Annotated in this window: 13 protein-coding genes; 8 read left to right on the top strand and 5 right to left on the bottom strand. The window is 59.3% G+C overall.

Annotated elements, in window-relative coordinates; genetic code table 11:
- Positions 1 to 3: 3 nt before the first annotated feature.
- Positions 4 to 522, bottom strand: a complete 519-nt coding sequence (gene rraA / locus IWX85_RS03740; RefSeq protein WP_196868796.1) for a ribonuclease E activity regulator RraA — start codon at positions 520 to 522, stop codon at positions 4 to 6.
- Positions 519 to 695, bottom strand: coding sequence for a hypothetical protein (locus IWX85_RS03735; RefSeq protein ID WP_196868795.1), 177 nt, complete (start codon positions 693 to 695; stop codon positions 519 to 521). The genes rraA and IWX85_RS03735 overlap by 4 nt, the downstream gene beginning before the upstream one ends.
- A gap of 65 nt (positions 696 to 760) precedes the next feature.
- On the opposite strand from IWX85_RS03735, the gene IWX85_RS03730 reads away from it, so the two are divergent.
- The 6 genes from IWX85_RS03730 (at position 761) to IWX85_RS03705 (ending at position 7322) form a co-directional block, all read left to right on the top strand.
- Entirely contained in the window at positions 761 to 1177 is a 417-nt protein-coding gene (locus tag IWX85_RS03730) for an SWIB/MDM2 domain-containing protein (protein ID WP_081932724.1), read from the top strand.
- A gap of 348 nt (positions 1178 to 1525) precedes the next feature.
- A complete protein-coding gene (locus tag IWX85_RS03725) occupies positions 1526 to 2536 on the top strand; it encodes an ABC transporter permease subunit (protein WP_036811362.1) in 1011 nt (336 codons plus the stop codon).
- On the top strand, positions 2533 to 3438 hold the full coding sequence (locus tag IWX85_RS03720) for an ABC transporter permease subunit (RefSeq protein WP_036811359.1): 906 nt from the start codon (positions 2533 to 2535) through the stop codon (positions 3436 to 3438). Before IWX85_RS03725 ends, IWX85_RS03720 begins: the two co-directional genes overlap by 4 nt.
- Positions 3439 to 3571: 133 nt before the next feature.
- The gene (locus IWX85_RS03715; protein ID WP_036811356.1) at positions 3572 to 4588 is read left to right on the top strand and encodes an ABC transporter ATP-binding protein; all 1017 of its coding nucleotides are present in this window, start codon (positions 3572 to 3574) and stop codon (positions 4586 to 4588) included.
- The gene (locus tag IWX85_RS03710; protein ID WP_036811353.1) at positions 4585 to 5583 is read left to right on the top strand and encodes a peptide ABC transporter ATP-binding protein; all 999 of its coding nucleotides are present in this window, start codon (positions 4585 to 4587) and stop codon (positions 5581 to 5583) included. The genes IWX85_RS03715 and IWX85_RS03710 overlap by 4 nt, the downstream gene beginning before the upstream one ends.
- Before the next feature lie 101 nt (positions 5584 to 5684).
- Entirely contained in the window at positions 5685 to 7322 is a 1638-nt protein-coding gene (locus tag IWX85_RS03705) for an ABC transporter substrate-binding protein (protein ID WP_231379509.1), read from the top strand.
- A 147-nt stretch (positions 7323 to 7469) separates the two neighbouring features.
- Here the strand turns inward: IWX85_RS03705 and ygiD are convergent, their stop codons facing one another.
- A complete protein-coding gene (gene ygiD, locus IWX85_RS03700; RefSeq protein ID WP_196868794.1) occupies positions 7470 to 8324 on the bottom strand; it encodes a 4,5-DOPA dioxygenase extradiol in 855 nt (284 codons plus the stop codon).
- A gap of 332 nt (positions 8325 to 8656) precedes the next feature.
- Here ygiD and phaZ point away from each other — a divergent pair, with 332 nt between their 5' ends.
- Positions 8657 to 10348, top strand: a complete 1692-nt coding sequence (gene phaZ, locus IWX85_RS03695; protein WP_036811346.1) for a polyhydroxyalkanoate depolymerase — start codon at positions 8657 to 8659, stop codon at positions 10346 to 10348.
- A 71-nt stretch (positions 10349 to 10419) separates the two neighbouring features.
- Entirely contained in the window at positions 10420 to 11100 is a 681-nt protein-coding gene (rsxB, locus tag IWX85_RS03690; RefSeq protein ID WP_196868793.1) for an electron transport complex subunit RsxB, read from the top strand.
- A 235-nt stretch (positions 11101 to 11335) separates the two neighbouring features.
- On the opposite strand, the gene IWX85_RS03685 is transcribed toward rsxB, so the two are convergent.
- Positions 11336 to 11824 (bottom strand): VOC family protein, encoded by a 489-nt coding sequence (locus IWX85_RS03685; RefSeq protein ID WP_036811343.1) that lies wholly within the window; start codon positions 11822 to 11824, stop codon positions 11336 to 11338.
- Positions 11824 to 13872, bottom strand: a complete 2049-nt coding sequence (locus IWX85_RS03680; RefSeq protein ID WP_196868792.1) for an acetyl/propionyl/methylcrotonyl-CoA carboxylase subunit alpha — start codon at positions 13870 to 13872, stop codon at positions 11824 to 11826. The genes IWX85_RS03685 and IWX85_RS03680 overlap by 1 nt, the downstream gene beginning before the upstream one ends.
- Positions 13873 to 13884 lie beyond the last annotated feature (12 nt).

Raw genomic sequence — 13884 nt, 5'->3', positions numbered from 1 at the left:
TTCTCATGCCTTGAGCGGCAACGGCAACGCCATCACAACCATGCCATCCTCATCGGCATACAGCCAGTCGCCCGGACAAATCCAAACACCCTGAACCTGCACCGCAACGTCCCGTTGCCCTTGCTGCCTTTTTTCAGTGGGAAGAGGCATGGCGGCCAAGGCGCGAATGCCGGTGCCGCACCGTGCAAGTTCGCTGACATCGCGCACGCAGCCATCCACCACGACGCCGGCCCAGCCATTTCTGGCCGCAGCAGCGCCCAGGTTTCCGCCAACCAGCGCACGGCGCAGCGAAGCGCCGCCATCGACCACCAGTACCCGGCCTTCGCCGGGCGAGTCCACCGCAGCCTTGACCAGTGAATTGTCTTCAAAACATTTGACCGTTGACACCGGCCCGCTGAACCTGGCGATGCCGCCGAAGTTCCTGAACACTGGCGGCAGGACCCGGAATTGACCTGAAACGTCGTTTTTATGAACATCGCAAAGATCACATGTCGCAAAGGCAGGGGAAGGAGGTCGGGTCATTTCAGGTTCGCTTTCAGCAAGATATTGAAGGGTTTTCCGGTCATCTGCGCCACCGCATTGGGCTCAACCCGGCACTCAGGCATTGATTTTTTGATTTTCAGGGGTAAATCTTCCACATGAGGCCGGAAATAAAGTGTTTTCCCGCTTTCAAACCGGATTTTCTCCAGTAGCATGCGCTAAGCCACGGAGAAGTCGTTCTTCGGGTGGCGATCTGTCAACTGTCTAGAAGGAATCAATCATGGCAACTGCAACAAAAGCGCCAGCAAAAAAAGCGGCTCCAGAAAAAACTGTCGCTGCAAAAAAAGCGGCGCCTGCCAAAACGGCTGCCGCTAAAAAAACCAGCCCTGCCAAGGAGGCTGTAACTGCCAAACCGGCGGCAAAGAAAGTCGCTGCGCCAGCCAAGAAGCGCACCCCGAATCCGGCTTTCATGAAAGCGCTGACCCTGAGCCCCGAGCTGTCCGCCGTGGTGGGCGACAAGCCTTTGCCGCGCACTGAAATTGTCAGCAAGCTGTGGGTCTACATCAAGGCCAACAACCTCCAGGACCAGGCCAACAAGCGCATGATCAACGCAGACAAAAAACTACTGGCTGTTTTCGGCAAGCCGCAAGTGTCCATGTTCGAAATGGCGGGTCTGATCGGCAAGCACGTCAAGTAAAAGGCTACTCACCGATTCCCTCAAAAGCCGCCATTCAGCGGCTTTTTTTGTGCCTGCTTTCCAGATGATCTGCATGCTCACCATGGCTCACGGGTCACCGTCAACGCGACAGCTTCACTCTGGCGGATAGGGTAAACAAGGAGAAATGGCGGGGGAAAATGAGTCAAGCCCCCAAATTAATCGATAAGATAAAAAAGTTATGGGCTTAATTATTGCTACGCTGCAATACCTGAGGCGCTCCGGGGCCAAGGCATTCTTTGACAGCCTGTTGCGCCCGTTATTTTCCAGTCACTGCAACCCGTTGCTGGCCCGTCTTGTCATGACTTACCTTGCCCCTCTTTCGCAACCATGCTGCGCTTTGTCTTTACCCGCCTGAGCCTGATCATTCCCACCTTCCTGGGCATGACGCTGCTGGCTTTTTTCCTGATCCGCATGGTGCCGGGAGACCCGATTGAAACCATGGCCGGCGAGCGCGGCATTGATCCGGCGCGCCATGCGCAACTGCTCAAGGAGTTCGGCCTCGACAAGCCGGTGCTGGTGCAGTACGGCATCTATATCGGCCGGGTGCTCAAGGGCGACCTCGGCAAGTCGCTGATCACGCAGGAACCGGTCCTCAGCGAATTCATGACGCTGTTTCCGGCCACGATCGAACTGGCCGTTTGCGCGATTATTTTCGCGCTGCTGATCGGCATTCCGGCGGGCATTCTTGCGGCCGTCAAGCGAAACTCCATCCTTGACCACGGCGTGATGGGCATATCCCTGACGGGTTATTCGATGCCGATTTTCTGGTGGGGGCTGCTGCTGATCCTGCTGTTTTCCGTCCAGCTGGGCTGGACGCCGGTGTCGGGCCGCATGTCGGTTCAGTACTACATCGAGCCGACCACCGGCTTCCTGCTGATCGACTCGCTGCTGTCGGACGACAAGGGCGCCTTCTGGTCAGCGGTCTCGCACCTGATCCTGCCGACAATCGTGCTGGGGACCAATCCGCTGGCCGTCATCGCGCGCATGACGCGCTCGGCGATGCTTGAAGTGCTCGGCGAGGACTACATCCGTACCGCCCGCGCCAAGGGCCTGTCCAACCTGCGCGTGGTGGCCGTTCATGCCCTGCGCAATGCCTTGATCCCGGTGATCACCGTGATCGGCCTGCAGGTTGGCGTGCTGTTCACGGGCGCCATCCTGACCGAAACCATTTTTTCCTGGCCAGGCGTCGGAAAATGGCTGATTGAAGCCATCAGCCGGCGCGACTATCCGGTACTGCAGGGCGGCATCCTGCTGTTGGGCGCCATCGTCATGGCCGTCAATCTGCTGGTGGACATCACCTACGGCATCATCAATCCGCGCATCAGGCACCAGCGATGAGCACGGCCATCTTAAAAACGAAGCTTTCCAGCGCACCTGCGCCAGCCCATCCGCTGCGCGAATTCTGGAGCTATTTCAGCGCCAACCGTGGTGCCGTGATGGGCCTGGCCATCGTCGTGACGGTGCTGCTGGTGGCCTTGTTTGCGCCTTGGCTGGCACCGCATTCGCCCAATGTCACTGACAGCGCCGTGTTCCTGAAGCCGCCCGCCTGGCAGGCGGGCGGCTCCTGGTCCTACCCCCTGGGCACCGACGCCATCGGCCGCGACATCCTGTCGCGTCTGATGTACGGTGCGCGGCTGTCGCTGGTCATCGGCCTGGCCGTGGTGGCCATATCGGTGGTGGTGGGCACCGTGCTGGGGCTGCTGGCCGGATTTTTCCGGGGCATTTTTGAAATTGCCATCATGCGCCTGATGGACATCATCCTGACCCTGCCCAGCCTGCTGCTGGCCATCGTCATCGTGGCCATCCTGGGCCCTGGCCTGATGAATGCCATGCTGGCCGTGGCCATCGTGGTGCTGCCGCATTACGTGCGCATCACCCGCGCGGCGGTGATTGCCGAAACATCCCGCGACTACGTCACCGCAGCCCGCATGAGCGGCGCTGGCCGGATGCGGCTGATGTTCAGCGAAATCTTGCCGAATTGCACCGCGCCGCTGATCGTGCAGGCGTCGCTCGGCGTGTCCACCGCCATTCTCGACGCGGCGGCGCTTGGGTTCCTGGGCTTGGGCGCGCAGCCGCCTTCACCGGAATGGGGCACCATGCTGGCCGATGCGCGCGAATTCGTGCTGCGCGCCTGGTGGGTCGTGACCTTTCCCGGGCTGGCCATCCTGATCACTGTGCTGGCTTTTAATTTGCTGGGCGACGGACTGCGCGATGCCTTTGACCCTAAGCTCAAACGATGAAAACGAGCGACACACACCCGATCAACCTCTTCGCAAGTAACAGCGCGGAACTGGCTTTGCCAAGCCACAGCTGTTGCCCCCAGCGGGGGGATCCGGCGACACGCAGTGAGCCGAGAAGGGGGAGGATTTAATCATGGCCCTGCTTGAAATAGAAAACCTGTCGGTCGAGTTCCCCTCGCAAAACGGCGTGATGCATGCGGTCGACGGCGTCAGCCTGTCGCTGGAAGAAGGCGAAGTCCTGGGCATCGTCGGCGAATCCGGCTCCGGCAAAAGCGTCACCATGATGGCGCTGATGGGCCTGGTGGCCTTTCCGGGCCGGGTGCGCGCCGACAAGCTGCGCTTTGCCGGCCACGACCTGTTGTCCCTGTCGGACGGCGAGCGCAGCAAGCTCACCGGCAAGGATGTGGCGATGATTTTCCAGGACCCGACGACCAGCCTGAACCCGTGCTTCACCGTGGGCTTTCAAATCACCGAGACCCTTCGGCTGCATCTGGGCCTGGACCGCAAGGCCGCCACGCGCCAGGCGATCGGGTTGCTGGAGCAAGTCGGCATTCCGGCGCCGGAAAGCCGGCTCAAGGCCTATCCGCACCAGCTGTCGGGCGGCATGAACCAGCGCGTGATGATTGCGATGGCGATTGCCTGCAACCCGCGCCTGTTGATTGCCGACGAGCCGACCACCGCGCTCGACGTGACCATCCAGGCGCAAATCCTCGACCTGCTGCGCAGCCTGCAAAAGGAACGTGGCATGGCGCTGGTGCTGATCACCCACAACATGGGCGTGGTGTCCGAGATGGCGCAGCGCGTGGCCGTCATGTATGCCGGCCAGATCATGGAAGAGCAAAGCGCCCACGCCCTGTTCAACACACCCCAGCACCCCTACACCGAGGCGCTGCTGGCCGCCCTGCCCGAGCGCAGCGACGGCAGCGTGCGCCTGGCAACCATTCCCGGCATGGTGCCCGGCCTCTATGACCGGCCGTCCGGCTGCCTGTTTGCACCGCGCTGCGCCTACGCCACCGAGCATTCACGCATGGTGCGCCCGGCATTGCGCGCCTGGCAGGACGGGATGGTGCGCTGCCATTACCCCCTGGGCGACCCCGACCGGGAAATCGCCATGGCCCAGGACAACCCGTTGCCGGAAACCGCACGATGAGCAGCGCCTCCCTCGCAACCACACCTGTGGTGGAAGCCACCAACCTGAAGCGCGTCTATGAAATCCGGCGCGGCTTCATGGTCAAGCCTGACCACCTTCAGGCGGTCAGCGGCGTGTCGTTTACCGTGCATGCCGGCAAGACGCTGGCCGTCGTCGGCGAATCGGGCTGCGGCAAATCAACGCTGGCGCGCATGGTGTCGCTCATCGAAACCCCCAGCAGCGGCGCGCTGAACATCACCGGCGTCGATGCGGTGAACGGGCCCGAAGAACAGCGCCTGAAGCTGCGCAAAGCGGTGCAACTGGTGTTCCAGAACCCGTATGGATCACTCAACCCGCGCAAGAAAATCGGCGCCATTCTGGAAGCACCGCTGGAAATCAATACGCCCCTGACGGCGCGTGAACGCGCTGAAAAGGCCCGCGCCATGCTGGCCCTGGTGGGTCTGCGGCCCGAGCATTACGACCGCTATCCGCACATGTTCTCCGGCGGGCAGCGCCAGCGCATCGCCATTGCCCGCGCGTTGATGCTGAACCCGGCGCTGGTGGTGGCCGACGAACCGGTGTCGGCGCTGGACGTGTCGATCCAGGCGCAGGTGCTCAACCTGCTGGCCGACCTGCAGCAGTCGATGGGGCTGGCCTACCTGTTCATCTCGCATGACCTGGGCGTCGTGCGTCATATTGCCCACGACGTGCTGGTGATGTACCTGGGCCATGTCGTCGAGCAAGGCGAAAAAACCGCGCTGTTTACACAGCCGCTGCATCCTTACACCCAGGCCCTGCTGGCCTCCACGCCCGGCCTGGCCGGCAGCAGTGCCATCCGGCATCGCATCGTTCTGAAGGGCGAGTTGCCGTCGCCGCTCAATCCACCGAAGGGCTGCGTGTTTTCCACCCGCTGCCCGCATGTGACCGAGCGCTGCCGCGCCGAAAGGCCGGCCCTGCGCGAGGTGGCGGGCAGGATGGTCGCCTGCCACTATGCCGAAGATTTTCTGGCAGCCTGAACCTAGAGTCCATGCCTTGCCAGCCCGTGTTCAAAGTCGCTTTTTGTTGTCAAAAGGCCAGCCCGCTGCCCTGCAGCATCAACCCAGAAGGAAGTCGTCAGATGAACCAGAACCCACCATTTGCAAGTCGGCTGCGTCCGGCGCAGCGCGCCTTGCTGTGCGCGCTTGCCCTGCCCGCACTGCTGGCGCTTTCACCGGTATCGGCCAAAACGCTGGTGTTTTGCTCCGAAGGCAGCCCGGAAAATTTCTACCCCGGCGTGAACACGACCGGCACTTCGTTTGATGCCAACGAACCCATCTACAACCGAATCGTCGAGTTTGAGCGTGGCGGCACCAAGGTGGTGCCGGGCCTGGCCGAGAAGTGGGACATTTCAGCCGACGGCAAGGAATACACCTTTCACCTGCGCAAGGGCGTGAAATGGCACAACACCAGCAAAAGCTTCAAGCCGACGCGTGACTTCAACGCCGACGACGTGCTGTTCATGTTCGAGCGCCAGTGGAAAGAAGACAACCCGTTTTTCAGGGTCACCAGCCCCAACCACTCCTATTTCAGCGACATGGGCATGCCCAAGCTGCTGACATCGGTGCAAAAGGTCGATGACTACACCGTCAAGATCACGCTGAACAAGCCCGAAGCCCCTTTCCTGGCCAATCTGGCCATGCCGTACGCGGCCGTCCAGTCGAAGGAATATGCCGACGCCATGCTCAAAGCCGGCACACCGGAAAAAATCGACCAGGACCCGATCGGCACCGGCCCGTTTTCGCTGCTGCAGTACCAGAAGGACGCGGTCATCCGCTACAAGGCCTTTGCCCACCATTGGGCCGGCAAGGCCAAGATCGACGACCTGGTGTACTCGATCACGCCCGATGCTTCGGTGCGCTGGGCCAAGCTTCAAAAAGGCGAATGCCACGTCATGCCCTACCCCAACCCGGCCGATCTGGAGGCGATTCGCAAGGACCCGAATGTGCAGGTGCTGGAGCAGCCGGGCCTGAACGTCGGCTACCTGGCCTACAACACCACCAAAAAGCCGTTCGACGACGTGCGTGTGCGCAAGGCCATCAACATGGCGATCAACAAGAAGGCCATTGTGGACGGCGTTTACCTGGGCACCGGCATCGTCGCCAAGAACCCGATTCCGCCGTCCATGTGGTCCTACAACGACGCCATCAAGGATGACGAGTACAACCCCGACGCTGCCAAGAAACTGCTGGCGGCGGCGGGCTACCCGGACGGATTCGCCACCGACTTGTGGGCCATGCCGGTGCAGCGCCCGTACAACCCGAATGCCAAGCGGATTGCCGAGTTGATGCAGGCCGACCTGGTCAAGGTCGGCGTCAAGGCCGAGATCAAGAGCTTTGAATGGGGCGAATACCGCAAGCGGATGCAGGCGGGCGAACACCAGATGGGCATGCTGGGCTGGACCGGCGACAACGGCGACCCGGACAACTTTTTGTACACGCTGCTCGGCTGCGCTTCGGCGCAGTCGGTCAGCGGCAGCAACATTGCCAAGTTTTGCTACCAGCCTTACGAAGACGTGGTGTTGAAAGCCAAGACCGTGACCAGTACCGCCGAACGCACCAAGCTGTACCAGCAGGCGCAGGTGATTTTCAAGGAGCAGGCGCCCTGGTTCACCATTGCCCATGCAGTGCAGATCAAGCCGGTGCGCAAGAACGTGATTGACTTCAAGAACTCGCCGTTCGGCCGGCACAACTTCTACGGGGTCGACATCAAGGAATAAGCAGCTTGGCCTGCCTGCAAGGGTCCGCCACGCCACCATGCCGGTCAGCAATCAACTGACCGGCATTTTTATTGAACTACAAGCATTTCATGGCGTTTGCGCATGCGGGTATTGCTCTAACAGCTACTGATTTAATAGCACCACTTTTCAACCCCATACCATCGAGCGCATGGAAATCGACCCCCCCTGGAAACTGGTGTTCAAAAACCGCATCGGCTCGCGCGCATCAACCGCACCGGCGGCATACAGCAAGGGCAAATAATGCTCATGGGTCGGGTGGGCCATCTTCGCCAGAGAACCGAGTTTGAGGAAATTCTGCAAGGCATCGAGATTTCCCTGCTGAACTTGGCCACCTATTGTCTGGTCGAACTCCAGTGCCCAGTCATAAGCCTGGTTGCCGCTGGCACCGCGCTGCATCTGGCGCAGGTTGTGCACGATGTTGCCGCTGGCCACGATCAGCACGCCCCGGTCACGCAGAGCCTTGAGCTGTTTGGCCAGGGCGTAATGGTCTTCAGGCGCGCGCCCATAGTCCATGCTGAGCTGGATCACCGGAACGTCGGCGTCGGGAAACATCGGCTTGAGCACCGACCAGGCGCCATGGTCCAGCCCCCATTCACCGGTGTCCAGCCCCAGCGGCGCCGATGCACGCTGCCGGATCAGCAGGCTGATCGCGCTGGCCGCGTCCGGATCGCCGGGTGCGGGGTATTGCTGGTCAAACAACTCCTGCGGAAATCCGCCAAAATCATGAATCGTCTTGGGATGCGCCATGGCGGTCAGCCACCAGCCTTGCGTCAGCCAGTGCGCTGAGATGCACAGGACCAGTTGGGGCCGGGGAAAATCTGTGCCGAATCGGGCGCCCAGGGCGTGCCAACTGCGCTGGTATTCGTTGTCGCCGATGGCATTCATGGGACTGCCATGCCCCATGAACATCACCGGCATCCTGTCGGATTTTTTCAGCGATAGCAAACTGTCAAGGGCATTGGCGTCCAGCGTGTTGAGCATGTTTATCCAGAAGTGATGGCGGAGCAGGAACAGTCTTGACTGATTAGTCGCTACTGAATTTACATTTTTGGTGCCGCTTTCCTTCAAAGGTTAGCGCTTTTTTCCGATAGCGCAATGCAACTCTTCATGCGAAAACAATACCTTTCTCATAGCATATCAATCAATTGGCAGCGTCAATTTGCTCCCTAAAATGGGGCATGTTAACCAAAATAAGTTGTAATTTTTTGTTAATAATCAGTAATGATCATTAGTTGGCAAGTCGTTTCGACTGTTATATTGCACTGCAACATATTTCGTTTATTAAAAACGTTTCACAAAAAAGGTTCCTTCCAATGCTGTATCAACTCTATGAATCTCAGCGCACTTTGATGGAGCCGTTTGTTGACTTTGCGCAAGCGGCGGCAAAGCTCTACAACAGCCCTTTATCCCCTCTTGGTAAAAATCCACTGGCCCAACGTGTCTCGGCAGGCTACAGCCTGATGTACCGGCTCGGCAAGGACTACGAAAAGCCATCGTTCGACATCCACCAGGTCGAGGTTGACAAGCAAGGCGTCAGCCTGGCGATTCATGAACGCGTTGAAGTTGACAAGCCGTTTTGCGAACTGCGCCGGTTCAAGCGGTTTACCGATGATTCCGCCACGCTGACGCAACTCAAGGACCAGCCAGCCGTGCTGGTGGTTGCCCCCTTGTCGGGCCACTACTCGACCCTGCTGCGGGACACGGTCAAGACCATGCTCAAAGACCATAAGGTCTATATCACCGACTGGAAAAACGCCCGCAACGTTCCGCTGTCGGAAGGCGCTTTCCACCTTGACGACTATGTCAACTATGTGCAGGAATTCATCAGGCATCTGCAGGGCAAGTACGGCAATTGCCATGTCATCAGCGTTTGCCAGCCTACCGTGCCGGTGTTCGCAGCGATCTCGTTGATGGCATCCCGCGGGGAAAAAACCCCCCTGTCCATGATCATGATGGGCGGCCCGATCGATGCGCGCCTGTCGCCAACGTCGGTGAACAACCTGGCAACGACCAAGCCGTTTGAATGGTTTGAAAACAATGTGATTTACCGCGTCCCTTCCAGTTTTGCGGGCAAGGGCCGACGGGTCTACCCCGGCTTCCTGCAGCATACCGGCTTCGTGGCCATGAACCCTGACCGCCATGCCACCAGCCACTACGACTTCTTCAAGAACCTGATCAAGGGCGACGACGCCAGCACGGAAGCGCACCGCAAGTTCTACGATGAGTACAACGCCGTCCTCGACATGGACGCCGACTATTACCTCGAAACCATCAAGACGGTGTTCCAGGATTTCAAACTAGTCAACGGTACATGGGATGTGAGGTCCCCGGAAGGTATCCTTGAGCGGGTCAAACCGGGCGACATCAAGACCACGGCCGTGATGACAGTGGAAGGCGAACTGGACGATATTTCCGGCTCCGGCCAAACCCGTGCTGCGCTTGACATGTGCAGCGGAGTGGCAATCGGGCAAAAAATCCACCTGGAAGCCGAGGGCGCAGGCCATTACGGTATTTTCAGCGGTCGGCGCTGGCGCGATGTCGTCTATCCAGCGGTGAAAACCTTTATCCTTCAGCACAACAAGCCGATTGCACAGATCGAAAAATCGGCAGTAGCGGTTAAAAAAGCAGCCAATCCCTTAAAAAATGTCATGCTGGAAACACCTGCATCGCTTGATATGGCAACCATGCCGGTCACCGCCGAAGTTGTGAATCCGGCTGGCAAGCGTCGTGCCAAGACAACCACCGCCGGTCTCAAATCCACGGTTTCCGCCGGAAAAGCGGTGACAAAAGAGCTTTCGGACGCGGTTGAAAAACCTGCCGTGGGCAAGCCAGTTCTGGTTGCCGTGAAAAACACGGCGGGCAAGTCTGAGCCTGTTGCTGAAACAATCCCGACGGCAACGGCGTTGCCCATTGCAACGCCATCTGCAACAACTGTCACGGCACCTGAGGCAGGTGTCGAAGTGGCTTCCAGTACGCCGATTCCTCCCGAAAAATCAGCCGCCTGACAAAGCTTGGCGCGGTCCATCAGGTGACCGCGTCACCAAGAGCGGTTGAAATCCGGTGGGACAATGGTGCCGTGAAGCAGATCTACCTCAACACCCTCTTTGACCGAATCAATTCGGCGCTCCCGCAAACCCAATGCACGCGCTGCGGCTACAACGACTGCGCGGCTTATGCGCACGCCATCGCCTCAAACGAAACGGCCATCAACCAGTGCCCGCCCGGCGGTGTTGAAGGAATCAGACGCCTTTCAGCGGTCACGGGCTTGCCGGTACAGCAACTGAATCCCTTGAACGGACTGGAAAGTCCTCGCGCCGTTGCCGTCATTGATGAAGCATGGTGCATTGGCTGCACCTTGTGCATCAAGGCCTGCCCCGTGGATGCCATCGTCGGCAGCAACAAAATGATGCACACCGTGATCGAACCCGTATGCACTGGATGCGAGTTGTGCCTGCCAGCCTGCCCGGTCGACTGCATCAGCCTGGAAATTGTCACCGACACCCGCACGGGCTGGAATGCCTGGTCAGAGTCGGAAGCGCATTTAGCACAGAGACGCTATGAACTTCATAGCAAAAGAATCAATCAGAACAAGCGCAAAGACGCTGAAATTCTTGAAAAAACAGTCACAACGCCATTGATCGGAACAAGACAGCCGCTAGTGCGAACGCAGCCCGATGCAGATGAGGCCGAACGCAAACGCGAGGCCATCACGGCGGCGCTCGAGCGTTCACGTGCACAGCGTTCCCCAAAGAAATGAGCCTCCGACTGCTCTAAATGCGCTGGCGGATTCACGGCCTGCGATTACATCAGTCAGCAACGAGGTACTGGTAAACCACTCAGCCCGCGAATCTGTCGTCCACTTGCGCTATAAAAAGCAATCAAGTTTCCCGTTTTCCAGTGGCCTGAGGTCTTCGACATACAGTAAACCCCCCGCTGTTGATGCAACATTTCGACAGCAAAATGCCGACGAAAATTCGCAATCAAGCATTTTTTCAGCGCTGAGTTTGTGCAGTAAACGCCTGGACAACTTCTCTTGGCGCCTGTACCAGTTCAATCAACACGCCCTCACCTGCGATGGGGAACTCTTCGTTCGACTTGGGATGCAGGAAGCAGATGTCAAAACCCGCCGCGCCTTGTCGGATGCCGCCCGGCGCAAAGCGAACGCCCTGCGCTGTGAGCCATTGCACCGCTGCTGGCAGGTCGTCAATCCACAGGCCGACATGGTTGAGCGGCGTGGTGTGAACCGCAGGTTTTTTTCCAATATCCACCGGCTCCATCAGGTCTACCTCGACCTTGAACGGGCCGCTGCCTATGGTGCAAATGTCTTCATCCACGTTCTCGCGTTCGCTGACGAAATTCCCTGTCACCTCCAGCCCCAACATATCGACCCATAGCCTGCGCAGCCGGTCCTTGCGGGTGGCGCCAATGGCGATTTGCTGAATCCCCAGTACCTTGAACGGCCGCACCTGTGCCGCCTGCATCACGCAAACTCCACGATTGGCTGGTCCACACTCAAGGACTCGCCTTTGGCCGCCAGCACTTTGCCGACCACGCCGTCAGCTACCGCGAACAGAACGTTTTCCATCTTCATGGCCTCGATCACCGCTACGCGCTCGCCAGCCTGGACTTTCTGGCCGACCTGCACGGCCACTTCGACCAGAAGTCCGGGCATGGGAGACAACACAAATCGGCTCATGTCGGGCGGTGCCTTGAAGGGCATCAGCGCATGCAGTTCGGCAGCGCGCGGCGACAAGACCATGGCATCGAGCCGCGTGCCGTTGTGAATGATGCGGATCGCCAGCGGGTTCTTGCCCACGCCGCGTTCGACCTGGGCGGCAAACGGCTGGCCGTTGACGGTGCCGCGAATGCGCGCGCCGCCCAGATGCCAGCCGCTGCAAATTTCATAGCGCTTACCGCCTGTCTCTACGGCGCTGGAGCCCGAAACAGCTTGATAATCCCGAACCACCGCAGGTCGTGGTGTGTTCAGGCCGCTGTCGCCCAGACCAATCACCACATACGCTTCGCCCACCGTGACGCCATGGCCCGGCAACTGACCGCTGATGCCCGCCGCCCTCGCCCGAATGCGGCGGTTCACATACGCAGCCAGCGCCACCAGAAAGTCGGCATCGTCATGCGGCACGTCTTCGGCGCGGAAACCGTTGGCGTAGTTTTCGGCAATGAAGCCGGTGTTGAAGTCGCCTGCCACAAACTTTGGATGCGCCAGCAAGGCCGCCTGAAACGGAATGTTGCTACTGACGCCGCGAATCACAAAGCTGTTCAGCGCCTCGCGCATCTTCGTAATTGCGTCGTTGCGGTCGGTGCCGTGAACAATGAGCTTGGCAATCATCGAGTCGTAGAACATCGGAATCTCGCCGCCGTCCTGCACGCCGGTATCGACCCGCACGCCGTACAGGTGCTCAATGTCCGACGCAAACATGGTTTCCCTGGGCGGCTGAAAGCGCACCAGCCGGCCGGTCGAAGGCAAAAAGCCGCGAAACGGGTCTTCGGCATTGACACGGCATTCAATCGCCCATCCATTGCGCTTGACGTCAGCCTGCGTGAGCGGCAGCTTTTCACCGTCTGCCACGCGAATCATCAGTTCCACCAAGTCCAGGCCGGTGATGCATTCGGTCACCGGGTGCTCGACCTGCAGGCGGGTGTTCATTTCCAGGAAATAAAAGCGCTGGTCCTTGCCGACGACAAATTCGACTGTTCCGGCTGACTGGTAGTTCACGGCCTTGGCCAGTTGCACCGCCTGCTCGCCCATCGCCCTGCGCGTCTCGTCGCTGATGAAGGGTGACGGCGCTTCTTCGATCACCTTCTGATGACGGCGCTGGATGGAGCATTCGCGCTCATTCAGGTAGATTACATTGCCGTGGCTGTCGCCGATCAGCTGGATTTCGATATGCCGGGGTTCCTCGACAAACTTCTCGATGAACACGCGGTCGTCGCCAAAGCTGTTGCGTGCTTCGTTGCGGCAGCTGGTGAAGCCTTCAAACGCTTCCTTGTCGTTGAAAGCCACCCGCAGGCCCTTGCCGCCGCCACCGGCACTGGCCTTGATCATTACCGGGTAGCCAATGCCCCGGGCAATTTCTACCGCTTTTTCAGCCGTTTCAATCGCGTCGTTGACCCCCGGAATGCAGTTCACCCCAGCCGCGCCGGCCAGCTTCTTGGACTCGATCTTGTCGCCCATGGCGGCAATTGAATAATGCTTGGGGCCGATGAAAACGATGCCTTCTTCTTCCACCCGCTTGGAAAAACCGGCGTTTTCGCTCAAAAAACCGTAGCCCGGATGCACTGCTTGCGCGCCAGTTTGCTTGCAAGCGGCAATGATTTTTTCGGCCTGCAGGTAGCTGTCGCGGCTCGGCGCGGGGCCGATGTTGACGGCTTCATCTGCCAATTCGACATGGCGCGCGTCCTTGTCGGCATCGGAATACACCGCCACGGTCTTGATGCCCATCTTGCGGGCCGTGAGGATGACACGGCAGGCAATTTCGCCCCGGTTGGCGATCAGTATTTTGGTAAACATGGTGTTTTTTTC

Source organism: Polaromonas sp. CG_9.11 (genome assembly GCF_015752225.1).
GTDB lineage: Bacteria > Pseudomonadota > Gammaproteobacteria > Burkholderiales > Burkholderiaceae_C > Polaromonas.
Note: the sequence above shows the minus strand (reverse complement) of the source record. Positions and strands in the feature narration are given on the sequence as shown.